General features: G+C 68.6%; 20 protein-coding genes. 13 read left to right on the forward strand and 7 right to left on the reverse strand.

Features of this window, described 5'->3' with window-relative positions; genetic code table 11:
• Positions 1–2: 2 nt before the first annotated feature.
• The 3 genes from ASF87_RS09240 to ASF87_RS09250 are packed head-to-tail and all read right to left on the reverse strand — an operon-like array spanning position 3 to position 2,382.
• A complete protein-coding gene (locus tag ASF87_RS09240) occupies positions 3–398 on the reverse strand; it encodes a VOC family protein (protein WP_056375599.1) in 396 nt (131 codons plus the stop codon).
• Between the two features lie 39 nt (positions 399–437).
• Positions 438–1,373 (reverse strand): NAD(P)-dependent oxidoreductase, encoded by a 936-nt coding sequence (locus ASF87_RS09245; protein ID WP_056375600.1) that lies wholly within the window; start codon positions 1,371–1,373, stop codon positions 438–440.
• A gap of 22 nt (positions 1,374–1,395) precedes the next feature.
• A complete protein-coding gene (locus tag ASF87_RS09250; protein ID WP_056375601.1) occupies positions 1,396–2,382 on the reverse strand; it encodes a LacI family DNA-binding transcriptional regulator in 987 nt (328 codons plus the stop codon).
• A 100-nt stretch (positions 2,383–2,482) separates the two neighbouring features.
• On the opposite strand from ASF87_RS09250, the gene ASF87_RS09255 reads away from it, so the two are divergent.
• From ASF87_RS09255 to ASF87_RS09265, 3 genes are read left to right on the forward strand one after another with little or no spacing between them, the layout of a single operon-like run.
• A complete protein-coding gene (locus ASF87_RS09255) occupies positions 2,483–3,613 on the forward strand; it encodes a Gfo/Idh/MocA family protein (protein WP_056375602.1) in 1,131 nt (376 codons plus the stop codon).
• The gene (locus tag ASF87_RS09260) at positions 3,610–4,356 is read left to right on the forward strand and encodes a cupin domain-containing protein (protein ID WP_056375603.1); all 747 of its coding nucleotides are present in this window, start codon (positions 3,610–3,612) and stop codon (positions 4,354–4,356) included. The genes ASF87_RS09255 and ASF87_RS09260 overlap by 4 nt, the downstream gene beginning before the upstream one ends.
• Positions 4,353–5,414, forward strand: coding sequence for a Gfo/Idh/MocA family protein (locus ASF87_RS09265; RefSeq protein WP_056375604.1), 1,062 nt, complete (start codon positions 4,353–4,355; stop codon positions 5,412–5,414). Before ASF87_RS09260 ends, ASF87_RS09265 begins: the two co-directional genes overlap by 4 nt.
• 189 nt (positions 5,415–5,603) lie before the next feature.
• On the opposite strand, the gene xylB is transcribed toward ASF87_RS09265, so the two are convergent.
• Entirely contained in the window at positions 5,604–6,890 is a 1,287-nt protein-coding gene (gene xylB / locus ASF87_RS09270) for a xylulokinase (RefSeq protein WP_056375605.1), read from the reverse strand.
• A 5-nt stretch (positions 6,891–6,895) separates the two neighbouring features.
• Positions 6,896–8,083, reverse strand: coding sequence for a xylose isomerase (gene xylA, locus ASF87_RS09275; protein WP_042537080.1), 1,188 nt, complete (start codon positions 8,081–8,083; stop codon positions 6,896–6,898).
• 86 nt (positions 8,084–8,169) lie between these two features.
• Between xylA and ASF87_RS09280 the strand changes: the two genes are divergently transcribed.
• From ASF87_RS09280 to ASF87_RS09295, 4 genes are all read left to right on the forward strand, one after another.
• Entirely contained in the window at positions 8,170–9,339 is a 1,170-nt protein-coding gene (locus ASF87_RS09280; RefSeq protein WP_056375606.1) for an ROK family transcriptional regulator, read from the forward strand.
• Between the two features lie 88 nt (positions 9,340–9,427).
• On the forward strand, positions 9,428–10,291 hold the full coding sequence (locus ASF87_RS09285) for an AraC family transcriptional regulator (protein WP_056375607.1): 864 nt from the start codon (positions 9,428–9,430) through the stop codon (positions 10,289–10,291).
• Positions 10,292–10,400: 109 nt separating this feature from the next.
• Positions 10,401–11,033, forward strand: a complete 633-nt coding sequence (locus tag ASF87_RS09290; protein ID WP_056375608.1) for a GyrI-like domain-containing protein — start codon at positions 10,401–10,403, stop codon at positions 11,031–11,033.
• A 65-nt stretch (positions 11,034–11,098) separates the two neighbouring features.
• A complete protein-coding gene (locus tag ASF87_RS09295) occupies positions 11,099–11,896 on the forward strand; it encodes a DUF1206 domain-containing protein (protein WP_056375609.1) in 798 nt (265 codons plus the stop codon).
• Positions 11,897–11,905: 9 nt separating this feature from the next.
• Here ASF87_RS09295 and ASF87_RS09300 read toward each other — a convergent pair whose 3' ends face one another.
• The gene (locus tag ASF87_RS09300) at positions 11,906–12,553 is read right to left on the reverse strand and encodes a LysE family translocator (RefSeq protein WP_056375610.1); all 648 of its coding nucleotides are present in this window, start codon (positions 12,551–12,553) and stop codon (positions 11,906–11,908) included.
• Positions 12,554–12,767: 214 nt separating this feature from the next.
• Between ASF87_RS09300 and ASF87_RS09305 the strand changes: the two genes are divergently transcribed.
• The 5 genes from ASF87_RS09305 to ASF87_RS09325 all read left to right on the forward strand — a co-directional run bounded on the left by ASF87_RS09305 (position 12,768) and on the right by ASF87_RS09325 (position 20,655).
• Positions 12,768–15,293 (forward strand): DUF7507 domain-containing protein, encoded by a 2,526-nt coding sequence (locus ASF87_RS09305; RefSeq protein WP_082508813.1) that lies wholly within the window; start codon positions 12,768–12,770, stop codon positions 15,291–15,293.
• A gap of 67 nt (positions 15,294–15,360) precedes the next feature.
• Entirely contained in the window at positions 15,361–16,842 is a 1,482-nt protein-coding gene (locus tag ASF87_RS09310) for a SpaH/EbpB family LPXTG-anchored major pilin (protein ID WP_056375612.1), read from the forward strand.
• Between the two features lie 102 nt (positions 16,843–16,944).
• Positions 16,945–17,907, forward strand: a complete 963-nt coding sequence (locus ASF87_RS09315) for a class C sortase (RefSeq protein ID WP_082508815.1) — start codon at positions 16,945–16,947, stop codon at positions 17,905–17,907.
• 125 nt (positions 17,908–18,032) lie between these two features.
• Positions 18,033–18,497 carry a hypothetical protein gene (locus ASF87_RS09320; protein ID WP_157550039.1) on the forward strand — a complete coding sequence of 155 codons (465 nt, stop codon included), beginning with the start codon at positions 18,033–18,035 and terminating at the stop codon, positions 18,495–18,497.
• A 259-nt stretch (positions 18,498–18,756) separates the two neighbouring features.
• Positions 18,757–20,655, forward strand: a complete 1,899-nt coding sequence (locus tag ASF87_RS09325; protein WP_056375614.1) for a sigma-70 family RNA polymerase sigma factor — start codon at positions 18,757–18,759, stop codon at positions 20,653–20,655.
• Positions 20,656–20,659: 4 nt separating this feature from the next.
• Here ASF87_RS09325 and ASF87_RS09330 read toward each other — a convergent pair whose 3' ends face one another.
• Positions 20,660–22,249 carry a PucR family transcriptional regulator gene (locus ASF87_RS09330; protein ID WP_056375615.1) on the reverse strand — a complete coding sequence of 530 codons (1,590 nt, stop codon included), beginning with the start codon at positions 22,247–22,249 and terminating at the stop codon, positions 20,660–20,662.
• 154 nt (positions 22,250–22,403) lie between these two features.
• Here ASF87_RS09330 and ASF87_RS09335 point away from each other — a divergent pair, with 154 nt between their 5' ends.
• Entirely contained in the window at positions 22,404–24,344 is a 1,941-nt protein-coding gene (locus tag ASF87_RS09335) for a sigma-70 family RNA polymerase sigma factor (RefSeq protein WP_056375616.1), read from the forward strand.
• Positions 24,345–24,386: the final 42 nt, after the last annotated feature.

A 24,386-nucleotide genomic window follows, 5' to 3' on the forward strand; every position in this document is an offset into this window, starting at 1 on the left:
GATCAGCCGGCGGCGAGCACGGCGAGCACGTTGCCTGCCGGGTCTTTGAACCAGGCGATGTCGGGCCCGCGGTCCGGGCCGCCCCGGAGGATGCCCTTGTCGTCGGTGTCGAACTCCGAGTCGTCGTAGATCTTCGTCACGACCCCTCGGCCGTTGAGCTCATCGACGGCGGCCTCGACGTCGTCCACCGGGAAGTTGAGGATCGTGAAGCTCGCGGGCTCATGGTTCGGCTTGGCGTAGACGAGGATCGACCCGCCGTCGGGCAGGCTGATGTCGAGGAACCCCATGGCGTTGGTGGTGACATCCATGCCGAGGGTGTCGCCGTAGAAGGAGCGGGCTGCGTCGATGTCGTCGACGCTGAATCCGCTGAACGCGTGTGCTGTCTGAAAGGCGGTCATGCGTTCAGCATGCGCCGCTCCCGGCGAGGTGTCCAGACCCTATGGGCGCACCTGGTTCACGAGTTCGTCGTCGGCGAGCAGTCGGCTGACGTTGTCGTCGACGAGTCGGGCGGCCCCCACGGGGCGGTTGCCGGCGACGTGCGGGGTGATGAGCAGGTTCGGCGCGTCCCAGAGCGGATCGGATGCCGGGAGCGGCTCCGACTTCGCGACGTCGATCGCTGCGGCGCGCAGCTGCCCTGACTCGAGTGCCGCGATCAAGGCGCCCTCGTCGACGGTGGCACCCCGACCCACGTTCACGAACACGGCACCGGGCTTGAGCGCGGCGAACACCTCGGCGTCGAACAGATCGGCGGTCTCGTCGGTGGCGGGCAGGATCGACACCAGCACGTCGGTGTCTGCCAGCACATCGGTCGCATCGGCATCCGCGTGCACGTCGAAGCCCGACCGCTCGCCGGCGGTGCGGGCGATGCCCTGCACCTCGGCCCCGAGTGCGGTGAGCGACGGAGCGAGCGTCGAAGCGATCGATCCGAAGCCCCAGATGGTCACCCGAGCACCGGAGAGCGTGTGCAGCGCCCGGGTCTCGACAGCACTCTGCTCGTCGATGAACTCGTCGTCCCAGCGGTGCTCGCGCTGGGCGTCGCGCAGGCGGTCGAGTCGGCGCACCGCGCTCAGGATCAGCGCCAGGGCGTGCTCGGCGACCGGACCGTCGTGCAGCGAGCGACCCGAGCAGATGCGCACGTCCGCCGCGAACCCGGCGTTCAGCACCGCGTCGGCTCCCGAGGCCAGAGCCTGCACGAGCTGCAGCCGGGGGAGCACGCGAGCTGCGTGCTGCAGCCACGACGAGGAGTTGTGCCAGACCACCAGCACCTCGGCGTCGCGGTGCTCATCGGGGACGTCCGCGTCGATGTCGTAGACGACGGTCTCGACGTCTGCTGTCAGCGGCAGCGCGATGGTGTTCGGGATCAGGATCTTCATGTGCGTCTCCGGTTCGCGGCGGTCAGCGGGGGGATTCGGTCGACTCGCGCCAGATCACGGTGAGCAGACCGTCGGGTTTCGTCGGCGGCTCTCCACCGCGCACGGCGGCGATGAGGCGATGCATCGAGTAGGCCCCCAGTCTCTCGCGGTCCTGTGAGACGCTCGTCAGCGAGGGCACGAGGAACGCGCTCTGGGGGTGGTCGTCCCACCCGGTGACGGCGACGTCGTCGGGCAGCGTCCAACCGCGCCTGGTCGCCGCGCGGATGGCGCCCGTCGCGATGACGTCGTTCGCCGCGATCACGGCCAGGGGCGGTGCATCCGCCGGCAGCGCGTCGACGGCGGCCTCACCGGCGCTGCCGCTCCACTCGTCGCCGAACACCCCCAGTGACTCGAGTCCGAGTCGGGCGATCGTGTCGAGATAGGCGGCGCGGCGGGCTCGCGCCGACGGGAAGTCGTCGGGGCCGGCCAGGTGCACGAATCTCCTGTGGCCCTGCGCGGCGAGTCGCTCGATCATCTCGGCGATCGGACGGGAATCGGTGAACTCGCCGGTCATGTGCATGGCGTCGTCGAACTCGCCCACCGACAGCACGACGGGCCCGCCGCCCCCGTTCGTGTCAGTGAAGGGGAGCGGGGTGAACGCGAGCACCCCCTCGTACTGACCGGAGTCGACGAGCTCGGAGAGGCGCTCGTCGCGGGCCGTCGGGTCCTGGGGCAGGCTCACGACCTCGACGACGTAGCCCTCCTCGCGGGCGGCGGAGATCGCACCCGACAGCAGGGTGAGCGGGTTCATGGTGGCGATCGGCACGACGACCGCGAGTCGCCCGGTGCGGTGCGTGCGCATGGAGCGGGCCGCGAGGTTCGGCCGGTAGTTCAGCTCGGATGCCGCTCGCAGCACCCGGTCTCGGGTGGCCTCCGAGATTCCGGCGCGCCCGGTGAAGACGAAGGACACGGTCGACTGCGACACCCCGGCGAGGTGTGCGACGTCATGGCTCGTCGGCCTCTTGTCCACGGCATCCGTCCTTTCCGGGCTTGACGTGACGGGTGTGCCTCTCGATAGTATCTACTACGTCTTAGTAATACGTAGTAACACCTCATCGAGGAGGCAGCGAATGCTCAGGATCGGCATCATCGGCACGGGAGGGATCGCCGACGCGCATATCAGCGGATACCTCGCTTTCGCGGGCGACTGCGAGGTGGTCGCGCTCGCCGACGTGATCCCGGGCAGGGCGGCGCAGAAGGCCGAGGCCTTCGGACTCGCCGATGCGGCGACGTTCGACGATCCGCTCGAGATGATCGCCCACGCGGGCCTCGACATCGTGAGCATCGCGACCCCTCCCTCGACACACGCCGCGCTGGCGATCGCCGCCCTCGACGCGGGGATCCACGTGCTCGTCGAGAAGCCGATGGCCCCCTCGCTCGAAGAGTGCGATGCGATGCTCGCGGCGCAGGAGCGCTCGGGCAGAGTGCTGTCGGTCGTCGCGCAGAACCGGTTCCGTGACGACCTCGCGGCGTTGAAAGACGTCGTCGACTCCGGTCTGGTCGGCTCTATCTCGCACGTGCGCGTCGACTCGGCCTGGTGGCGAGGGCTGCCCTACTACGACCTCTGGTGGCGCGGTACGTGGGAGAAAGAGGGTGGCGGATGCACGCTGAACCACGCCATCCACCACATCGACCTGCTGCTGTGGCTGCTGGGGACTCCGACCGAGATCACCGCCATGCTCGCCAACGCGCAGCACGACAACGCCGAGGTCGAGGATCTCTCGGTCGCGATCTTCCGATACGACCGCGGCCTCGCCCAGCTGACCAGTTCGGTGGTGCACCACGGCGAGGAGCAGGCGATCGTGATCCAGGGTGCGCATGCGCGGGTGTCGCAGCCGTTCTCCGTCGTCGCAGAGCAGTCCCGGCGCGACGGATTCCCCGAAGACGGGGGAGCTCCCGACGTCGTGGCGCGCATCGAGGCGCTCGTCGCCGGCCGCACACCGCTCGTGCACCTCGGCCACGAAGGGCAGATCGGCGATCTGATCGGCGCGATCCGCGACAGCCGCCCACCGATCGCCGGGGGACAGGACGGCCGCAATGCGGTAGAGGTCGTCACTGCGATCTACAAGGCGGGGTTCGAACGCCAGTTCGTCTCACTGCCGATCGCGGCGTCCGACCCGTATTACCGAGCCGGGCAGCTCGTGGCACACGCTCCGCACTTCTTCGAGAAGACCTCGTCGCTGGTCGAGGCGGCATCATGACCGCATCCTCGTTCCCGGGTGGCACATCGCTGTCTCATCTCGACGTGTATGCAGATGCCGCGCCCGACGGCATCTGCGGAGGCAGCCCCCACATGCACCTCGTCTCGACGGAGGCCTACGTCGTGATCTCGGGTGAGGGCGCCCTGCAGACGATCGACGCCGACGGCTTTCGGGAGACTCCGCTGTCTGCCGGGTCGGTCGTGTGGTTCACCCCCGGAACGATCCACCGCGCCGTGAACCGCGGTGACCTGCGAGTCGTCGTGCTGATGAGCAACGCCGGGCTCCCCGAGGCGGGCGATGCGGTGCTGACCTTTCCGTCCGACGTCGTCGGCGATCCTGACGCGTATGCCGAAGCGGTGTCGCTCGGGGACGACGACGGCGAACGCGCGGCACGAGCCGGACGACGACGCGACCTCGCGGTGACGGGGTTCGAGACGCTGCGGGACGCCGTCGCCGCCGGCGACCGCACCGCTCTCACCGCCTTCCACGCCGCCGCTGCAGCGCTCGTGCGCGACCGCGCCCAGACATGGCCCGACCTGGTGCGGGAGCGCCCACTGGCGCAGGCGGAGCACTCGCTCGCGCTCGCCGAAGCCGTGGCATCGGGCTCTGTGGCGCATCTGGCCGACGCCCGCGTGCACCGGGCCGCACCCTCGGTGGGAGAGCGCGCATTCGGCATGTGCGGACGCCTGCGCACCTATAGCGTGAACGATGGTGGCGTGAACGATGAGGAGACCCTGCGATGACCCGCACCTACACCTTCGATCCTCTGCCGGAGCCGGTCGTCGGCCCCGGTGAGTTCGTGTTCGCCGCCGTGGGGCTCGACCACGGCCACATCTTCGGCATGGTCGAGCAGCTTCTCGAGGCTGGCGCCACGCTGTCGCTCGTCTACGACGCCGACCCCGCGAAGCTCGCCGACTTCGTCGTGCGGTTCCCGCAGGCGCGGGCGGCCGCCAGCGAGCAGGAGGTGCTCGACGACCCGCACGTGCGACTCGTCGCGAGCGCGTCGATCGCCAATCAGCGGGCTCGGCTCGGTGTCCGCGTCCTCGACGCCGGCAAGGACTTCTTCGCCGACAAGCCCGCGATCACGACGATGGACGACCTCGCCGCGGCCCGCGAGGCCGTCGAGCGCACCGGGCAGAAGTTCGCCGTCTACTACGGCGAGCGGGTGCACTCCGAGGCGGCGATCCTCGCCGGCCAGCTGATCGATCAGGGAGCGATCGGAACCGTGCTCCAGGTCGCGTCGTTCGGCCCTCATCGCATCGGCACCGGGCGCCCCGACTGGTTCTACGACCCCGAGCAGTACGGCGGGATCATCTGCGACATCGGCAGCCACAACTTCGAGCAGATGCTCTACTACACCGGTGCGACGGACGGAGAGGTGGTCAGCTCGACGGTCGCCAACTACGCGCATCGCGAGACCCCAGGGCTGCAGGACTTCGGCGATGCACACGTGGTGCTCGACAACGGCACGACCGGCTATGTGCGCGTGGACTGGTTCACCCCGGCAGGACTGGACGTCTTCGGCGATGGGCGCACCGTGCTGCTCGGCACCGACGGGTACATCGAGCTGCGCAAGTACACCGACATCACGACCGACAACGGCGGCGGTCAAGTGCTGCTCGTCAATCAGGACGGGCAGTTCCGGTTCGATGCGACGGGCAAGACGGGGTTCCCGTTCTTCGGCCGGCTGATCCGCGACTGCCTCGACCGCACCGAGCATGCGATGACGCAGCAGCACGCCTTCGCCGCGGCCGAGCTGAGCATCATCGCCCAGCGCGACGCTCGGGTGCTCGCCGGCTGACCGCATCCGCCTTCGGCATCCGCCTTCGGCATCCGCTGCCTCGCGCGTGGTTAGCAGGGCGCGTCCGACGCAGTCGCCACCGGTTCGGGAGGAGGACTGCGCCTCGGGAGGACGGATGCCGTGCACGGCTCCTCCCGAAGCGCAGATCGCCTCCCGAGGGGCTGTCCTCCCAAGGGCAGGTGCGCAGGATCAGTCGACGATCAGAGCAGCCTGGCGCGCAGCGCCGAGCGCCACGTACTCACCGGGTTCCGGCACCTCGACAGGGAGACCGAGGATCTCCGGCGCGACGCGGCGCACGGCCTCCGACTGCGCGCCGCCGCCGATCAGCAGGGCGCGCTCGAGAGGGATGCCGAGGTCGCGCAGCGCGTCGAGGCCCGCGCCCAGTCCGCGCAGCATCCCCTCGACCGCAGCGCGTGCCAGGTTCTGCCTCGTCGTGGATGCCAGTGTCATGCCCGAGAGGGATGCCGTGGCATCCGGCAGGTTGGGTGTGCGCTCGCCCTCGAAGTAGGGGAGCAGCGTGAGTCCGTCCGCGCCCGGCGTGGCCTGCAGAGCGAGATCGCTGAACTCGTCGTGCGTCACACCGAGCAGTGCTGCCGTCACGTCGACGACCCGGGCCGCGTTGAGCGTGGCGACGAGAGGGAGGAAGTTGCCCGAGGCATCGGCGAACCCTGCCACAGTTCCGGTCGCGTCGCTCAGCGGGGTGGTGCTGATCGCACACACCGTGCCGGATGTGCCGATCGACACGACCGCATCCCCGGGCACGGCGCCGAGTCCGAGTGCGGCAGCGGCGTTGTCTCCGGCTCCGGCGCCGACGCGCCGACCATCGGCATCCGTCGTCCACTCGTCGTGTGCGAGCACCCGGGGCAGGATCGCATCGTGCCCCAGAGCGGCGACCAGCAGCTCACGGTCGTACTCGCCCGTCGACGGATTCCAGTAGCCGGTGCCCGACGCATCCGACCGATCGGTCACGAGCTCGTCGAGCACCGGGTTCTCGGGGCCGAAGCCACGCAGGCGCCACGTCAGCCAGTCGTGCGGAAGAGCGACCGCGGCCACCCGTGCCGCGTTCTCGGGCTCGTGATCGCGCAGCCAGCGCAGCTTCGTGATCGTGAACGAGGCCACGGGAACGAGCCCGGTGCGCGCGGCCAGCTCGGTTGCTCCGTACTCGGCGATCAGTTCCGTCGCCGCGCCTGCGGAGCGCGTGTCGTTCCACAGCAGTGCATCGCGGATGACACGGCCGGATTCGTCGAGCGCCACCAGGCCGTGCTGCTGCCCGCCGATCGACCAGGCCTCGATCTCGTCGAGAGAGCCGGCCTCCGTGATCGCGCCGTTCAGGGCACGCCACCAGGCCTCGGGGTCGACCGACGTCCCGTCAGGGTGCGTCGCGCGACCGGCGCGGACGACCGCTCCGGTCGCCGTGTCGACGACGACGGCCTTGCAGGACTGGGTCGACGAGTCGACCCCGAGAACCAGCGGCATGTCGATCAGCGAGCGCCGAGCAGGTGCTCGGTCGCGAGCTGCTGCAGTCGGACGAAGCCGAAGCCCTTGCCGCCGAAGTAGGAGTTCGCGTCGAAGTCCTCGTATGCCGAGCGGTCGGCGAGGAAGTCGTCGTAGCTCTCTCCGGGGTTGAGGGTCGGCGTCGAGAGCTCGTCGACGCGAGCCGCCGCGAGTGCCTCCTGCACTTCGGGGTCGGCGCGGAACGCCGCAGCGCGCTCCTTCAGGAGCAGGTAGGTGCGCATGTTCGCGGCCGCCGAGTCCCAGACGCCCTTCTCGTCTTCGGTGCGGCTCGGCTTGTAGTCGAAGTGGCGGGGGCCGTCGTAGGCGGGCACTCCGCCGGGGCCGCCGTTCTCGAGCAGGTCGACGAGCGAGAAGGCGTTGTGCAGGTCGCCGTGACCGAAGACGAGGTCCTGGTCGTACTTGATGCCGCGCTGACCGTTGAGATCGATGTGGAAGAGCTTGCCGTGGAAGAGCGCCTGCGCGATGCCGGCGGTGAAGTTGAGTCCGGCCATCTGCTCGTGACCCACCTCGGGGTTCACGCCGACGAGCTCGGGGCGCTCGAGCGAATCGATGAAGGCGATCGCGTGTCCGAGGGTCGGCAGCAGGATGTCGCCGCGCGGCTCGTTGGGCTTCGGCTCGATCGCGAACCGGATGTCGTAGCCCTTGTCGGTGACGTAGTCGCCGAGCAGGTTCACGGCCTCGCGGTAGCGCTCGAGTGCCTGGCGGATGTCCTTCGCGGAGTCGTACTCGGCACCCTCGCGCCCACCCCACATGACGAACGTCTTGGCGCCGAGCTCCGCGCCGAGGTCGAGCTGGCGGAACACCTTGCGCAGGGCGTACCGGCGCACATCGCGGTCGTTCGACGTGAAGCCGCCGTCCTTGAAGATGGGTGCGCTGAACAGGTTGGTGGTGACCATCGGCACGACGAGGCCCGTGTCGTCGAGAGCGCCCTTGAGTCGGTCGATCTGCGTCTGGCGCTCGGCGTCGGTCGATCCGAAGGCGAACAGGTCGTCGTCGTGGAAGGTCAGACCGTAGGCGCCGAGCTCGGCGAGCTTCTCGACGGCGTGCACCACGTCGAGCGCGGGCCGGGTGGGGCCGCCGAAGGGGTCTGCGCCGTTGTAGCCGACGGTCCACAGGCCGAAGGAGAACTTGTCATCGCGGGTGGGGGTGCTCATGGCTGCTCCTGTGCAGGTCATCGAATAAGTTGTGCTTGACAACATATCTCATGACAGGGGGCGCGTCCACCCCCTACAGTGAAGGGATGCCGTCGCAGTCGAGCCCCGCGCTGGGCACCCGCCCCCACAATCTCTCCCTCATCCTGCGGCTCGTGCACGAGAACGGCGCCCAGTCGAGAGCCGCTCTCACGGAGCAGACGGGGCTCAACCGCTCGACGATCGCCGACCTCGTCGCAGAGCTCGTCAGACGGGGGCTCGTCGACGAGCGGGTCCCGGACGTCGCCGGTCGTGTGGGTCGACCCTCGCCGGTCGTGACGGCCTCGGCTCGCGTCGTCGCCATCGCGGTGAACCCGGAGGTCGATGCGATCGAGATCGCTGCGGTCGGCCTCGACCGCAGCATCCTCGTGCGCGAACGACTGCCGAACGAGACGGTGCCGACACCCGGAGTCGTCGTGGCGACGATCGCCGAGCGCATCGCCGCATGGCGCGAGGGGCCGCTCGCCGATGCGCGGATCGCGGCCATCGGCGTCGCCGTGCCCGGTCTCGTGCGCGCCTCCGACGGGGTCGTGCGCAACGCGCCCCATCTGGGCTGGACCGACGTGCCGCTCGCCGACCTCGTCTCCGCGGCCACGTCGTCTGCCGCCTTCGTCGACAATGATGCGACGCTCGGGGCCATCGCCGAGCACCGCTACGGCGCAGGCCGAGGGATCGACGACGTCGTCTACATGAACGGAGGTGCGTCGGGCATCGGTGGCGGCCTGATCGTCAATGGCAAGCCGGTCGCCGGCGCGGGCGGATACGCGGGTGAGTTCGGCCAGAACAGGCCGCGGATCTCTGCAGACGCGGATCGCCGCACCGCCGATGGCGTGCTCGAGGCCGAGGTGAGTCGCCGTCTGCTGCTCGACGCGGTGGGCCTCGATGCGGCCGATGACGAGCTGCTCGACGCCGAGCTCTCGGAGTCCGGATCGGCGGTGGTGGCTGATGAGATCACGCGTCAGGCGCGTGTGCTCGCGGGGGCGCTGGCCAACGCCGTCAACGTGCTCAACCCCGCTCTCGTCGTGCTCGGAGGGTTCCTCGCGACGATCGCCGACCTGAGGGCCACGCAGATCGCGGACGACGTGCGTGCGCTGGCGATGCCGGAGAGCGCGGAGGCGCTCGAGATCCGTCCTGCCGCTCTCGGCGCCGACAGGCTGCTGATCGGTGCGGCCGAACTGGCCCTCGCCGACCTGCTCGCGGATCCGGGGGAGCGCAGCTGATCTCGCGAGGCGACTGATCGGATCCGACGCGGAAAGTCGGGTCGCGGCACACCCTCGGATCGCACGATGGTGAGGAAAGGAGGACCTCATGATCGGAACGCTCAACGCACTGGTCGATCTCGTCGAGGCCGACGCCGCAGACGAGATTGACGTCGCCGGGTTCGCTCGTGTCCACGGGACGACGGAGTACCACCTGCGGCGGATATTCTCGGCTCTGGCCGGGATGCCGCTGTCGGAGTATGTCCGCCGCCGCCGGATGACGCTCGCCGGAGCAGAACTCGCCGCCGGCGCCCCGAACGTGCTCGATGTCGCGGTGAGACACGGCTACGGCTCGAACGAGGCGTTCGCCCGCGCGTTCCGCGCCGTGCACGGGATCAGTCCGGTCGACGCGCGCCGCGACGGGGGTCCTCTCCGCACACAACCCACGCTCCGGTTCCGCCTGAGCGTCGAAGGGAGCACCCAGATGGACGTCACCATCACCACCACCCCCGAGCTCGTGCTCGTCGGCCACGCCGCGCAAGTGCCGCTCATCCACGAGGGCGCGAATCCGCACATCCAGGCGCACATCGCCTCGATCGCACCCGAAGAGCATCTCAGGCTGAAGGCGATGAGCGACGCGGAACCCGGCGGAATCCTCGCCGTCACCGGTGATGTCGCACCGGACGCGCCGGAGGGGACTGAGCTCACCTATCTGCATGGCGTCTCCGTGTCTGCATCCACCGTGGTTCCCGACGACCTCGACGTCATCCGGGTCGAGGCGGGCGCGTGGGCGGTCTTCTCCGCGTCAGGTCCGTTCCCTGAGACCCTGCAGACCCTCTGGGCGGCCACGGCGACCGAGTGGTTCCCGTCGAACCCCTGGCGGCTGCGCCCTGGTCCGTCGATCGTGCGGTACCTCGAGTTCACCGGCTCGCACGCGTCGTGCGAGCTCTGGCTGGCAGTCGAGCCGGCGTGACGCGACTCGGGTGGGCGGCACGGACTGTCGTGCCGCCCACCCGATGTCTGCGGCCCGTGCGACACTGTGGCGACGGTCGGATGCCGATGCCGCCGTGAGAGGACCCGCGATGGCGCTCGATCCCAAGAAGACCCTCGACGCCTATCGGGCGAAGCGCGGTGAGTTCCGCATCCTCGAGGTGCCCCCGATGCAGTACCTGATGGTCGACGGCGCGGGCGACCCGAACAGTGCCCAGGCGTATCAGGATGCGGTGTCCGCCCTCTTCCCCGTCGCCTACACTCTCAAGTTCGCGAGCAGGGACCAGCTCGGGATCGACACGGTCGTGATGCCTCTCGAGGGGCAGTGGCACGCACCCGACATGGAGTCGTTCACATCGCGCCGTGACAAGTCGGCGTGGGAATGGACGCTCATGATCATGGTGCCGGAGCACGTCACCCGCGAGATGTTCGATCGCGCGGTCGACACGGTCGAGGAGAAGCTCGCGAGGAAGAAGCAGGCATCTCCCGCGCTGCGGTCCGTGCGGCTCGAGACCCTCGACGAGGGACTGTGCGTGCAGACCCTTCACGTCGGCTCATACGACGATGAGGCCCCGGTGCTCGACGAGCTGCACCACCGGTTCATCCCCGAGAACGGTCTGGCCATGACGGGGCTGCACCACGAGGTCTACCTCAGCGATGTCAGGCGCGTCGATCCGTCTAAGCTCCGGACGATCCTGCGCCAGCCCGTGGAGCGCACCGGCTGACGAGTGTCGAGTGCGCTCCGCGCAACCCCTCCGGTGTTCTTCGTGGCGGGGGATATCCTGCTCGGATGACCTCAGCGAAGGGTGCCGCGCGCACCGCGCAGCGATCCGATGCCTTCCGACGGGTGGCGCGGGCAGGTTTCGTCGTGGTCGGTCTCGTGCACATCATCATCGGGGCGATCGCCGTCTCCATCGCCACAGGCGGCGGCGGCGACGCCGACCAGGACGGAGCGATGGAGCAGATCCGCTCGACCCCCGTCGGCGGGCTGGTTCTCGGGCTGGTCGCGGTGGCGCTGGTCGCCCTTGCCGTGTGGCAGATCGCCAGCGGGCTCCTCGCCCGCGGCAAGGAGCCCCGCAAGTGGGGGATGAGGATCAAGCTCATCGGCATCGCGGGCGCGTACCTCGTGATCGCCGGCCTTGCGCTGATCTTCGCCTTCGGAGGGCATGTCGAGTCCGAGACGACGCTGCGCGCCCTCAGCGCGGTGATCCTCGGTGCTCCCGGCGGGATCGTGCTGCTCATCATCGTCGGGCTCACCGTGGCGGGTGTGGGTGTCGGGTTCATCGTCATCGGCTTCACCCGGGGCTTCGAGAAGACGATGGATGTTCCGGAGGGGCCGTCGCGGCCCGGGATCATCGCCCTCGGCATCGCGGGCTACATCGCCAAGGGCATCGCGATCACCGTGACCGGCTTGCTGTTCGTCGTCGCGGCGTGGACGCAGGACCCCGAGAAGGCTGCGGGCCTGGATGGAGCCCTGCGGAGTCTGATCGACCTGCCCCAGGGCCGCGCGATCCTCTGGCTCGTCGGGGTCGGACTCGCGATCTACGGCATCTTCTCGATGGTCCGCGCGCGCTTCGCACGGATGTGACGCTGCGCCTCAGCCGTTAGCGGGCTTCTCGCTCCACAGCAGCAGGAACGCGCCGAGGCCGATCATGAGCCCACCTCCGGTGGCGCCCATGGCCTCGATGCGGCGAGGAGATCGACCGAACCACTCACGGGCGCCGCTGGCGAGCAGCACCCAGATCGCATCGCAGGCGACACCGATCGCGACGACGATCGCGCCGAGCACGAACAGCTGCATCGGCACCGACCCCGCGTGCAGGTCGACGAACTGCGGGAGGATCGCCAGGAAGAAGGCGATCGACTTGGGGTTGGTGACGCCGACGACGAAACCCTCGGCGAGCAGCCGCACGCCTGATCGCCTCGCCACCGGCCCGGTCATCGTGGCTGCGGAGTCCTTGCGATGCCTGATCGCCTGGATGCCGAGGAACACCAGGTAGCCGGCGCCGAGCACCTTCACGATCGTGAAGAGCACGATCGACTGCGCCACCACCGTGCCCACGCCCAGCGCGACGCCGACGACGAGCACGATCGACCCGAGCGCCGTGCCCAGGATGCTGAGGAATCCGCCGAGCCGCCCCAGGGCCATCGCTCTGCCGATCGTGAAGAGCACCGTCGGCCCGGGGATCACGACCATCACGAACGCGGCCACGACGAAGGTCGCAAGGGTCTCGGCGCTGAACATGCTGCGAGCTTAGGGCAGGCCCGCGGAGACCCTTGAAAAAGTTTTTTCACGGCCCGTCATAAAAAGTCCGCATCGAGGTCTGGGTATATGACGGGCAGCTGCTGCTTCCTGTATCGCACTGGGGACACACACGACTTTTCGGGGAAAAGGCACTCGCCTCTCCCGCTTCGCCACACGTGGCGGACGGGATCGGCGCGCCGGGATTGGGACATTCATGAGCATTCGCTCGCACCACCGCACGGCGGAGCGGTCATCACGCTCCGGAGTCGCGCCTCGCCGACGGGCGATGACGCGGCTGCTCGGCGTGCTCGCCATCGCCGGCGTGCTCGTCGCCGGCGCGACTCTCGCCCCCAACAGCGGCATCACGGCCGCGGCGACGGTGCCTGGCACTCCTGGCACCCCGCAGCCGGGCACGCCCGTGTACACCGAGAACTTCTCGAACCAGAACGCGTCGCTCCTGCCGATCAGCATCCTGAACTACACGGGTGGCGCGGCCGCGGCCAACTCGACGTACACCGCCTCGGCTCAGTACACGCCCGCCGGCAACCAGTGCAACGGATGGGTCATGAGCAGCGTGACCCCGACGGCGCCCGTCACCGACCTCGGCTGCCTCAACAACCCGACCACGACCTGGCCCACGCTTCAGCAGATGGCGGCGGCACTGGGCACTGCGCAGGGGCAGACGACGACGCAGGCCGCCACCAACCAGGTGCTCACCTCGTACACCAACGCGACGAACGGCGTCATCGCCGCCGGCACGCAGTTCCGCACGGTCAACACCATCCCCGCGGTCGCCGGACACTACTACGCCGTGTCGGCGTACTTCGCCGCGGTCAACTGCCCCGCCGCCGGTGGTGCGAACCAGCCCAAGGAGACGTTCAGCCTTCTCGTGAACGGCAGTCCGATCGTGCTCAGCACCGGGCTGAATCCCTGCACGAACAACACCTTCTGGGGCACGCAGACCGCGAAGCTGCAGTCTGCGGCCTATCAGGTGCCCGTCGGATCCACGGCGAACCTCGGTCTGACGCTGTACAACGCGACAGCCACGGGTTCGGGAAACGACGTCGCGTTCGACCTGCCGCAGATCGTCGATGTCACCCCGCAGCTCGACAAGGCATTCAGCCCGACGGTGATCACGAACGGCTCGACCTCGAAGATGACGCTCACCGTCACGAACACGAGCGACCTCATGGCCAAGAACGACTGGTTCATCACCGACGCGCTGCCGACCAACCTCAAGATCGCGGCGACGCCGAACGTCGGCGGAACCTGCGTCCAGCGCGCCGGTGCCGCCTATGTGGTCACGGCACCCGCAGGCGGAACGTCGGTGTCGGTCACCGGCGGAGACCTCGCCTTGGGCCAGGCCTCGTGCACGATCACGGTCGACGTCACCTCGACGGTCAACGGCACCTACATCAATGGCCCTGCCAACATCACGACGAACCTGAACCCGCCGGCCAACGCCTCGCTCGAGGTCATCCAGCCGTCGATCGACATCGTCAAAAGCATCACCGCCGTGAACGGGGTCGCCGTGACCAGCGACACCGACCCCGACAAGGTGTACACCAAGGTCGGCGACGTCATCACCTACTCCTTCGTGGCGACCAACACGACTCCCAAGGCACCGACCAACACGACGCTCAACACCAACCTGACGAATGTGCGCATCACCGAGGACGCGTTCTCCGGTGTCGGTGACATGAGCGCCCTGACCTGCGTTCCGCCGCAGGGCTCCACGCTCGCCAGCGGCGCCAAGATGACCTGCACGGCCACCTACGTGGTGCAGCAGGGCGACATCGACAACGCACCGCTGACGAACGTCGCTCGCGCCACCGGAACCCCGGCAGTCGGCCCCACCGTGACCGACACCGACGACGAGATCATCCCGGCCGTCTGGAAGCCCGCGCTCGTGCTCGACAAGACGGCCTCGGTCGTCGACGTCGACCAAGACGGCGTGACCGGGCTCGGCGACCACATCATGTACACGTTCGACGTCACCAACACCGGCAATGTCACGGTCGCGAACATCACGGTGGTCGACGACCGGCTGACGCAGCGCAACATCACCGTGACCTGCACGCCCACGACCATCGCGCCCACTCAGGTGTCGCACTGCGTCGCGAATGCACCGTATGTCATCGGACAGGCCGATGTCGACGCGAAGAAGGTCATCAACACGGCCTACTCCACGGGAACCGACCCCAAGGGCGGCCCGGTGCGCTCGAACGACGACAGCACCGAGACGCCGATCGAGCCGTTCCGGATCCCACTGAAGATCGAGAAGGTCGGCGAGGCATCCGCGAACACGTGGGTGCGCATGGATGGCTCCTCGTTCGCGGTGCTCGCCGACGCGAACGGCGAGCCGGGCACCGCGCTTCCGTTCACGATCAACGGCGTCGAGACGGGACTGTTCCAGATTGACAGCATCCCGGCGGGCACCTACTGGCTGAGCGAGCTGACGGCGCCCGACGGATTCAGCCTGCTCGCAGCGCCGGTGAAGTTCACCATCAACGCCGACCGCACCGTGAGCATCACGGCAGGCGGCGACGAGGCGGTGACCGCCACAGGTCAGATCATCACGGTGCGCGATGTTCCGGCGATGAGCCTTCCGACCACCGGGGGGACGGGCGCGCTGCCCTACATCCTCGCCGGTTCCCTGACCGTGTTCGGCGCGGGCGCGCTGGCCCTCTGGGTCCGCAGACGCAGTGCACGTGCCGACGCCGATGACCCGCAGATCTGATCTGCACTTCTCACCAACCACCATCTGTACACCACCAGGGCGACCTGGACACCGAGAGAGAGACACAGTGAACACTCCCAACAACGGACGCGGATCCCGCGTCGCGGCAGGTCTGCTCGTCGCAGGCGTCGCCGCGCTGACCCTCGCCGCACCCGCCAGCGCTGCGACGCCGAACCTCGTCGACCCGGATGCTGTCGGTTCGCTGACGATCCACAAGTTCGAGGCGCCTGAGACGCCGACCGGCCTGCCGAACGACGGCACCGAGCAGAACGTCGCACTGGCACCGCTGCCCGGCGTGGGCTTCACGGTCTACAAGGTCGACACGATCGATCTGACGAGCAACCAGGGCTGGATCGACGCGAACGATCTCGCCGACCTCGACCCCGACAGCGTCGCCGACATCACCGCTGCCGGCTACACGGCCAGCGCGGTCGGCGGTCAGACGCTGACCGACGCGAACGGCGAGATCGCTTTGGCGAACCTCGACCTGGGCCTGTACTTCGTGGTGGAGACCGCACCGCTGGCGGGCTCGACCGGTGTGGCTCCGTTCCTCGTGACCGTGCCGCTGACCGACCCGGCCGATGACAGCACCTGGCTGTACGACGTGCACGTCTACCCGAAGAACGCCCTCACCGAGGCGACCAAGACCGTCGAGGACTCGGAAGACGTCAAGCTCGGCGACGAGATCGACTTCACCATCACGGGTGACATCCCCAACGTCGCCGTCATCGACGGCTACAAAATCGTCGACACGCTCGACGACAAGCTCGACTACGTCAGCGCCGCTGTCACGCTCGTCGACGGAACCCCGCTCGCCGCGGGCGACTACACGATCGTGCACGACGCCGCGACCAATGCGGTCACCGTCGAGTTCACCGCATCGGGCCTCGCCGTGCTCGCAGCTCACCCCGCCACGCAGGTGCAGGTCGTCGTCACGACCGAGGTCAACACGGTCGGCGAGATCGCCAACACCGCAGTGCTCTACCCGAACGCCGGTTCGTACACGGTTCTGCCCGGTGAGCCCGGCGGACCCACAGTCACCCCCGAGGTCATCACCAAGTGGGGCGACATCACGGTCGAGAAGACCGACAAGGCCGGCGCACCGCTCACCGGCGCCGTGTTCTCGGTGTACCCGACCGAGCAGGACGCGATCGACGGCACCAACGCCATCGCCCTCGCCGGCTCGACCGAGTTCGCGGTCGCCGCTGACGGCACCGTGACCATCTCGGGTCTGCGCTACTCCGACTGGGCGGACAACGCCACGGTCGCCGTAGGCGAAGACGGCTACCAGTCGTACTGGCTCGCCGAGATCGTCGCACCCGACGGATTCGAGCTGCTCGCGGCTCCGATCGAGTTCACCGTCACCGCAGCCACCACGGCCGTGGGCGTCGACCTCGAGGTCGTCAACGTTCCCTCGAACGCCGGCTTCACCCTGCCGCTGACCGGTGGCACCGGCACGACCCTGTTCCTCGCCGGTGGCGTCATGCTGCTCGGCGGAGCGGTCCTGCTCGCCATCCGCAGCCGCCGCAAGGCCGCAGCACAGGCGTAACCCGAAAGACCGGCCGTGCGGGGGAGGTGAAGACATTCCTTCCCCCGCACGGCCCACTCGTCTTCACCTTCTTCTTCCCCTTCTCCGATCAGAGAGCGCAGCATGACCCTCATCGACGCGTCCACACCGGATTCTCCGGCGCGACCCTCCTCGCGTGCCACCGCGCACAGGGCGCGGTGGGGATGGAGCCAGTCGATCGTCATGCTCATCGCGACCATCGGCATCGTGGTGCTCGTCTATCCGACCGCAGCCTCGTGGTTCTCCGCGTGGAGTCACGACACCGATGTCGACGGCTACGTGCAGTCCGTCGAGCAGATTCCCGATGCGGCCGTCGACGAGATGCTCGCCGCGGCCGAGGAGTACAACGAGAACCTGCCGACCGGACCGCTGCGTGACCCCTATGCACTCGGCGCTGACGGTCAGCAGACAGCGATCGGGGAGGGCGCGTCGGCATACTTCGACACCCTGAGCGCTGACGGAACAGACACGATGGCACGGATCCGCATTCCGAGCATTCACGTCGACCTGCCGATCTTCCATGGCACCGACGAAGAGACACTATCGCGCGGGATCGGGCACCTTTACGGATCGTCCCTCCCCGTGGGCGGCTCGGGCACCCACTCGGTGCTCACCGGGCACAACGGCTTCGTGCAGGCAACCCTCTTCGACGACATCGACGAACTCGTCGAGGGCGACATCATCGTCGTCAGCACCCTGGGCCGAGACCTCTATTACGAGGTCGACCAGACGAAGACCGTTCTTCCGAACGATGCCGAGGATCTGCGCCAGGTCGCAGGCAAGGACTACCTGACGCTCGTCACCTGCACGCCCACGGGCGTCAACACCCACCGTCTTCTGGTGCGCGCCGAGCGCATCGATGCTCCGACCGAGGAATCCTCCGTCACCACGATCGCGGACACGACCAACCCGGCAGGATTCCCGTGGTGGGCGCTGCTCGTCGTCGGGGTCCCGGTGCTCACTTTCATCGTCGTCATGCCCCGGCGCGGGCGCAAGAACCGCAGCGGCCGACGAGCCACGCATCGTGCCGCTGAATCCGACTCATGACAGTCGACATGACAGTGGACCGCACCGACTCGAACCGAGGAGCTTCCGGTGGGACTGTTCCGAGTCGCCGGCCGCGGCGACGATTCGGTCTGTTATTCGCGAGCATCGTGCTCGTCGGACTCGGAATGTCCTTCCTCTCAGCATCCGTGTTCGCCCCCGACCTCGTCGACAAGGTGACCGGTGACGTCAAGGTCTCGGTGCTGAAGCAGTTCCATCAGATCTTCGCCCCCGACGAGCTGCCGACGATCCGGCTCGGGGGTGAGGGCGGGATGGTCGAGCTCGACCACTGCGACGGCACGTTCACCGAGATGGTCAGCTATCGGATCGACGACGTGCTTCCGCTCTTCGCCGCCCACAACAACTGCGGAGGCGACGTGATTCTCGGGTGGGATCTCGGTCAGCGCGTCATGATCGAGGGCTCTGACGTCGTCTACGAGGTCGTCGAGGAGAGGCACACTCCGAAGTGGTCGAACGTCGAGGCGCTCGTCGGCATGACGGGCGAGTTCATGGTGCAGACCTGCTTCTACGGTGAGAACAGGATGCGCTTTCTGTCGCTCGCACCCGTGGGCCCGACGGGGAGCGTCGACTGATGTGCCTTTCATCGAAGAACTCCGGTGGGCCCCGTCATGTTTTCCGGTCATATCGGTCTTGTAGGTATGGCCATCGGCCGCGCGTCGGGTTCCCGGCCGACGCCCGCACAGCAGAGATCGACCGCTCCCCGGCCGAACCCTCTCCCCGCGGAATCGACCCCTACGAGGGTCCGAGGGACGAGGCATCCCCACTGTCTCGTCCCTCGTTCGTCTCCGGCGCTCCCCGTGAGACGCCGGTCCTGACACCATCCGGAGCAGCATGAATCTCGGCACGCACATCGATGGTGAAGACGACATCCCGGGTGAACCATCCGATGCTCAGATCATCGAGGCCGTGCGCGGCGGGGACATCGGTGACTTCGCGCTTCTCTGGCGCAGGCACGTCGAATCGGCTCGACGTGCGGCCAGGGCGATCTCGCCGTCGTCGGATCCCGACGATCTCGTGAGCGAGGCGTTCGCGTCGATCCTCCGGGTGACGAAGGCGGGCGGTGGACCGAGCGACGCCTTCCGGCCCTATCTTCTCGCCACGTTGCGCAACACCGCCGCCCGCTGGGCTCGGAACGGGACCGCGCTCTCGATCGACCTGGTGTCAGAGCGCGACCTGTCAGCGGAGGACGGCGACGCCTTCGAGCGCATCGCCGAGCGGTCCAGCATCGCCGCGGTGTTCGGCACGCTGTCGGCGAGGCACCGGACCCTGCTCTGGTATCTCGAGGTCGAGGGGATGAAGCCGAGAGAACTCGCGCCCCTGATGGGAATGACCTCGAACGCGGTCTCCGCCCTGGCCGCACGGGCACGCGACAGCTTCCGTCGAGCCTGGCTGGAGGCGCACATCCACGACCCCTCCCGGTCGGAGGAGTGCCGGTGGTTCTGCGAGCGCGTGGTGGCCAGGCGAGAGCGCTCGATGGGTGCCGGCGACGCGGACCGCTTCAGCGAGCACATGAACACGTGCGGCGGATGCCGGATCGTCGCTGCGGAGATCGACACCGTGTCGCAGCGGCTGCGTTCGATCCTGCCCGCGGCACTGCTCGGCGGCGCGGCGGCGGCGATCTACACAGGCGATCGGACGGCAGAGGCCCACGTCATGGGGGCGGCCCCGTCGGTCGGGTCAGCCGGGGCGTTCGGGACGGACGGTGGGGCATCGTTCGGCGCCGGCACTCCTGCCGCCGCGCACGGAGCAGCATCGGCGGTTCCGGCCGGAGGCCTCGCGGCGCTGGCGGCCACCGCTGTCGTCGTCGTCGGCGCTGTCATCTTCACCGGCAGCGTGCTGACTCTGTCCGCCGGGGATTCCGACCGCACCGAACTCACTTCGTCGTCGTCTGAGGTGGCGATCGCGGGTGAGGCCGGTCCGGTTCTCGAAGAGCTGCCCCACCCTGTGGTCCTGCCGCCTGCGGCCGAACCGACGCCCGAGGCGCGGCCGGCACCGGAGCACGAGCCGGCGCCCGCACCGGAGTCGATGTCGGATTCGACGGAGAGCGATCCGCGTGAGAGCTCGGCACGAGTCACGGAGGAGGGCCACCCGCTGGTTCCGGGCAGCGATGGCACTCCGGTTCCGTCGACGGTCGCGCCCGAGACGACGGGGCCGACCGAGGGCAGCGCGGAGGCATCACCTCCCGTCGACGCACCGGAGTTTCGCATCACGCAGTCGATCGCGCAGAACTCCTTGATCCCGGATCTGCTGGAGGGGATCGGCACTCCCGGCGCGATCATCACGGTCGTCGACGAGAACGGTGTCGTGCTGCATAAGGCGATCGTCGACGAGTTCGGCGCGTTCGTGCTCGACGTCTCGGGCGAGGAGACTCACCAGGGCATGACGCTCAGTGTGGGGCAGCAGGACGCCGTGACCGGAGTCACCGAGTGGGCGGAGGACATCGGCCCGCTGACCTTCGCGACACCGACCATCGCGCCCGCCGACCCAGACACCTGTCCCGGGGTCTCTCTCGGCGCTGTGAGCTGCCTGCATCTGCGCGCCGAGCCGGATGCGTGGGTCGAGCTGCTCGATGGTCAGGGACGGTCGCGCATGGTGTGGCTTCCGGCCGCCGCCCGCGACGGGACCGTCATCCGCGCCGGGGCCGATGCGCCGTTCGTCGCCGCCCGATATGTCGACCCGACGACGAAGCGCGCCGGCGTGACCATCCTGCTGCCGGCGGCCATCGAATGAGCGCTCAGTCTGATGTGCGCGAGCTGGCCGACAGGCGAAGCCAGAGCCAGAGCCGAGTGTCGGGCGAATCGAGATCGATCCCCAGCTCAGTGCGCACGACATCGAGCCGGTACCGGACGGTGTTCTGGTGAACGTGCAGTGCATTCGCCGTCTCGCGGACGCTGCCGAACTGGTCGAGGTAGACGCGCATGGTGCGCGTCAGATCGGTGCCCTGCGCCGCGTCATGTGCGGCGAGGATGCTCGCCGCATCGCCGACCGCGGCGTCGAGACCCTCGATGAGATCGCCGACCTGCAGGATGGCGAGACGATCGCGCATCTCGTCGAAGGTCGCGACATGGACGTGACGGTCTCCGTCGTGGCGAGGCGAATTCATGAGCGCGCCGGCGACGGCTCCGGCCTCGCGGTACGAGCGAGCTATGCCGTTGACGTCGTTCGCACGCCTGCCGATGCCTGCGATCAACGCGTTGTCGACGCGGACCATCGCCTGGGTGAAGGTCTCGGCCGCTGCCTGGTGAGGGCCGGGGATGAGCGTCACGACCTGGGAACCGACGATCGCGCTGTGCGAACCCGGGAACGCGGCGCTGGACACGCTGATCGCCAGATGGAGAACGCGGTGCAATCCACGCACAGCCTCGACCTCGTCGAAGGTGTTCACCCGCAGGCACACGACGGTGCAACCGGCCTCGGGTCGGAGAAGCAGCTGCGAGGCCGCGCCGCGGGCATGCCGACGGTCCTCGAGAAGCGTTCGGAGAAGCCCGGAGGTGCGCTGGTCGCGGTCGCCCGCGTCCTCGCGTGCGCGCAGCAGATGCTGGGCGACGATCGGCTCCATCTCCTGCAGCAGATCTCGGGTGTGGGCGGCGTGCGACGGGTCGACCTGGATCACCCAGAGAGAGCCGAGCAGTTCTCCGGACGCCCTGACGGCGATCCCGACCCGGCCGAACAGGTCGGTGCTCGAGGGGAAGTGCCGCGCCTCGGTGACACGGAGCAGCGACCGGTAGCGGGAGTCGGACGTGATCGAGATGTCCTCCTGCAGCAGGAGAGTGGTGCGTCGTCGTGCGTCGTCGATCGGCTGCTCGCTGTGCGTGGAGTACCCCACGACCTGGCCCGCGGAGTCGACGATGCTGACCGCTCCGCCTGCCAGGGTGGCGACCGCGTCGGCAAGACCGAAGAGATCACCCAGCCGCACGCCGGTGACCTGCCCGATCGAGTGAGCACCCAGCAGCGACCGCAGGACGTTCGCGAGCTGCGCCCAGTCTCCCTCGCCGTGGCGGAGCACGGCGAGGGCGGGGTGCTGGTCGGTCGACGTCCAGTCCCGAGGATCGTCGTCCATGGGGGCACGCAGCACGAGAGCGGCTACCCCGGCGTCGGCCAGCTCGGCTATGAGCGCCGTCACGTGACTCGATGCGACGCCGGCACCGAGCACGATCCGGTCGATGTACGCGGAGGCCGGTGTCGACGGATCGTAGAACTCCACTCCGGCGAACGTCCTCGAGTCGAAGCGGGCGCTTCGGGCAGCCGTGAAGAGCCGCCCGCCACTGACCCGCAGCGCGTCTCGCAACGTGGGATCTGCGGGGTGAACCTCGGAGGCTGCCATGGAACCTTCTCTACTCGGCGCGGAGAACTTTCATACGAATCTACATACCGGTCAGATCGCTGGATCGCAAGGCTGGTAGTGAGAAATCGAAAGGGAACCCAGTGAACAACCCGCCCGTCGCTCCTGACTCGATGCGCGCCCCCGGGGCCACGCCGTGAGCGCCTCGACTGTGCGCGAGCGGCGCATGCGGACCGCCTCCGAGGTGAGCGACGACGAGCTCGTGCTCGCCACCCGCGCGGGGGACAGCAGAGCGTTCGGCGTGCTCTGGGATCGTCATTCGCCGGCCGCACTTCGCGCCGCGCGTTCGATCACGAGCTCGATCGATCCGGAGGACCTCGTCAGCGAGGCATTCGCCAAGACTTTCAGCGCGATCCGCAACGGCGGCGGTCCGACCGACGCCTTCCGGCCCTACATCTTCGCTGCCGTGCGCAGTGCCGCGGCCACCTGGGGAGGCAAGCAGAAGGACGTCGTCGCGCTCGAGTACATCGACGAGCTGCCGGTCGAGCACACCGACGACTCGCTCGACCTGCTGTCGGACAAGGCGCTGCTGACAGCGGCGTTCAAGGATCTCCCCGAGCGATGGCGCACCCTGCTCTGGTACCTCGAGGTCGAGGGCATGAAGCCGCGAGAGATCGCACCGCTCATGGGCATGACCCCGAACGCCGTCTCGGTGCTGGCAGCGCGGGCGAGGGAGGGGTTCAAGCTCGCATGGCTGCAGGCGCACATCACAGAACCCGGACGCGACCCCGAATGCCGGTGGACGTGTGAGCGCATCGTGGCGCAGGGTCGCAAGCGCCATGTGGCGCGCGCCGACCGCGCGCGCTTCGACGCGCACCTCGAACGCTGCACCCGATGCACGATGGCCAGTGCCGAGATCGAGCGGGCTTCGTCGAAGCTGCGGGCCGTGTTGCTGCCCGTGGTCATCGGCGGACCTGCGGCGGCAGCCTATTCGGCCGGATCTCCGGCGCCCGCCATGGCGGCCTCGATGACGGGCTGGATCCCCCGAGGAACGTCGCAGTGGCTCGTGGTCGGCGGATCTGTCGCCGCGGCAACGGCGGTCGTCGCGGTCGCGGCGGTCGCCGCGCAGCTGGCGCCGGTCGGATCCCCGGATGCCGACGAGTCGTCCGCACTCGTCGTCGCATCGCCGGCTCCGATCGAATCGCCCGCATCGGCTGGCGCCCCGGCACCGGTCGAATCTCCGGCACCGATCGATTCCCCGGCGCCCACCGAACCTCCGATCGAGGCGGAGCCTCCTGTCGAACCGCAGCCGCCCGCGTCGGTCCCTGAGCCGCAGCCCGATCGCGAGGCCGTCGAGGATCCGATCGCCGTGCCTCCGGCGCCCGCGGACACCACCGAGCCTTCGACACCGGGGGACGTGCGTACCCCACCCCCGGTACGACCGCCGTCGGTCCCCGCGCAACACCCTCCGGTCGTCGAGCCTCCCGTCGTGGACCCGCCGGCAGTGGACCCTCCGGTGGTGGACCCTCCGGTGGTGGACCCGCCGGTGGTGGACCCTCCGGTGGTGGAGCCTCCCGTCGGTCCGCCCGTGACGATCTCCTGGAGCATCCTGCCGACCACGGCCGTTCCGCCGGTGATCACCGGCACCGGGACGCCGGGTGCAGCCGTCGAGATTGTCGATGAGACGGGCCGCGTGTTCGCCACAACGGTCGTCGCTGCGGACGGAACGTTCTCGGTTCGTCCCGACGTCGAGTTCCTTCATCAGGGCATCTCGATCTCGATGCGGCAGACCTCGCCGACCACGGGCGAGCAGACGGCGAGCGAGTCGACCGGACCGGTGTATTTCCCCGTTCCGGGACTGGGTGAGAACTCGGACGGGGTCATCTCGCGCACGGATTCCGACGGCGACGGGAGGCGCGATGACCTCGCGCTCGATGTTCGGGGCGTCGCCGGGTCGACGGCATCCGTATCCGTCGACGGGGGTCCTGCGTCGACCGTGCTGCTCACGGGCGCGTCGACCATCGTGTCGTTCGTCGATATCCGGCCGGGACTCCATCGGGTCACGCTGCGCTATGTCGACCCGGCGACGGGGATCTTCGGGTTCGCAGATACCGACCACATCCTCGTGGTGCCCTGACCGACTCCTCTGCGCGAAGGGGCGCCCCGCAGGGTGCGCCAG

Origin of the sequence: Microbacterium sp. Leaf161 (genome assembly GCF_001423645.1) — a bacterium.
In the GTDB taxonomy this organism is placed as follows: Bacteria; Actinomycetota; Actinomycetes; order Actinomycetales; family Microbacteriaceae; genus Microbacterium; species Microbacterium forte.

Bases quoted from the DNA above. Each gene is read 5' to 3' on its own strand.
- ASF87_RS09280 (WP_056375606.1), top strand. From the start codon at position 8,170: ATGCCGTCGCAGTCGAGCCCCGCGCTGGGCACCCGCCCCCACAATCTC.
- ASF87_RS09265 (WP_056375604.1), top strand. From the start codon at position 4,353: ATGACCCGCACCTACACCTTCGATCCTCTGCCGGAGCCGGTCGTCGGC.
- ASF87_RS09255 (WP_056375602.1), top strand. From the start codon at position 2,483: ATGCTCAGGATCGGCATCATCGGCACGGGAGGGATCGCCGACGCGCAT.
- ASF87_RS09325 (WP_056375614.1), top strand. From the start codon at position 18,757: ATGAATCTCGGCACGCACATCGATGGTGAAGACGACATCCCGGGTGAA.
- ASF87_RS09330 (WP_056375615.1), bottom strand. From the start codon at position 22,249: ATGGCAGCCTCCGAGGTTCACCCCGCAGATCCCACGTTGCGAGACGCG.
- ASF87_RS09295 (WP_056375609.1), top strand. From the start codon at position 11,099: ATGACCTCAGCGAAGGGTGCCGCGCGCACCGCGCAGCGATCCGATGCC.
- ASF87_RS09245 (WP_056375600.1), bottom strand. From the start codon at position 1,373: ATGAAGATCCTGATCCCGAACACCATCGCGCTGCCGCTGACAGCAGAC.
- ASF87_RS09260 (WP_056375603.1), top strand. From the start codon at position 3,610: ATGACCGCATCCTCGTTCCCGGGTGGCACATCGCTGTCTCATCTCGAC.
- ASF87_RS09290 (WP_056375608.1), top strand. From the start codon at position 10,401: ATGGCGCTCGATCCCAAGAAGACCCTCGACGCCTATCGGGCGAAGCGC.
- xylB (WP_056375605.1), bottom strand. From the start codon at position 6,890: ATGCCGCTGGTTCTCGGGGTCGACTCGTCGACCCAGTCCTGCAAGGCC.
- ASF87_RS09240 (WP_056375599.1), bottom strand. From the start codon at position 398: ATGACCGCCTTTCAGACAGCACACGCGTTCAGCGGATTCAGCGTCGAC.
- ASF87_RS09305 (WP_082508813.1), top strand. From the start codon at position 12,768: ATGAGCATTCGCTCGCACCACCGCACGGCGGAGCGGTCATCACGCTCC.
- ASF87_RS09315 (WP_082508815.1), top strand. From the start codon at position 16,945: ATGACCCTCATCGACGCGTCCACACCGGATTCTCCGGCGCGACCCTCC.
- ASF87_RS09300 (WP_056375610.1), bottom strand. From the start codon at position 12,553: ATGTTCAGCGCCGAGACCCTTGCGACCTTCGTCGTGGCCGCGTTCGTG.
- ASF87_RS09285 (WP_056375607.1), top strand. From the start codon at position 9,428: ATGATCGGAACGCTCAACGCACTGGTCGATCTCGTCGAGGCCGACGCC.
- ASF87_RS09320 (WP_157550039.1), top strand. From the start codon at position 18,033: ATGTCCTTCCTCTCAGCATCCGTGTTCGCCCCCGACCTCGTCGACAAG.
- xylA (WP_042537080.1), bottom strand. From the start codon at position 8,083: ATGAGCACCCCCACCCGCGATGACAAGTTCTCCTTCGGCCTGTGGACC.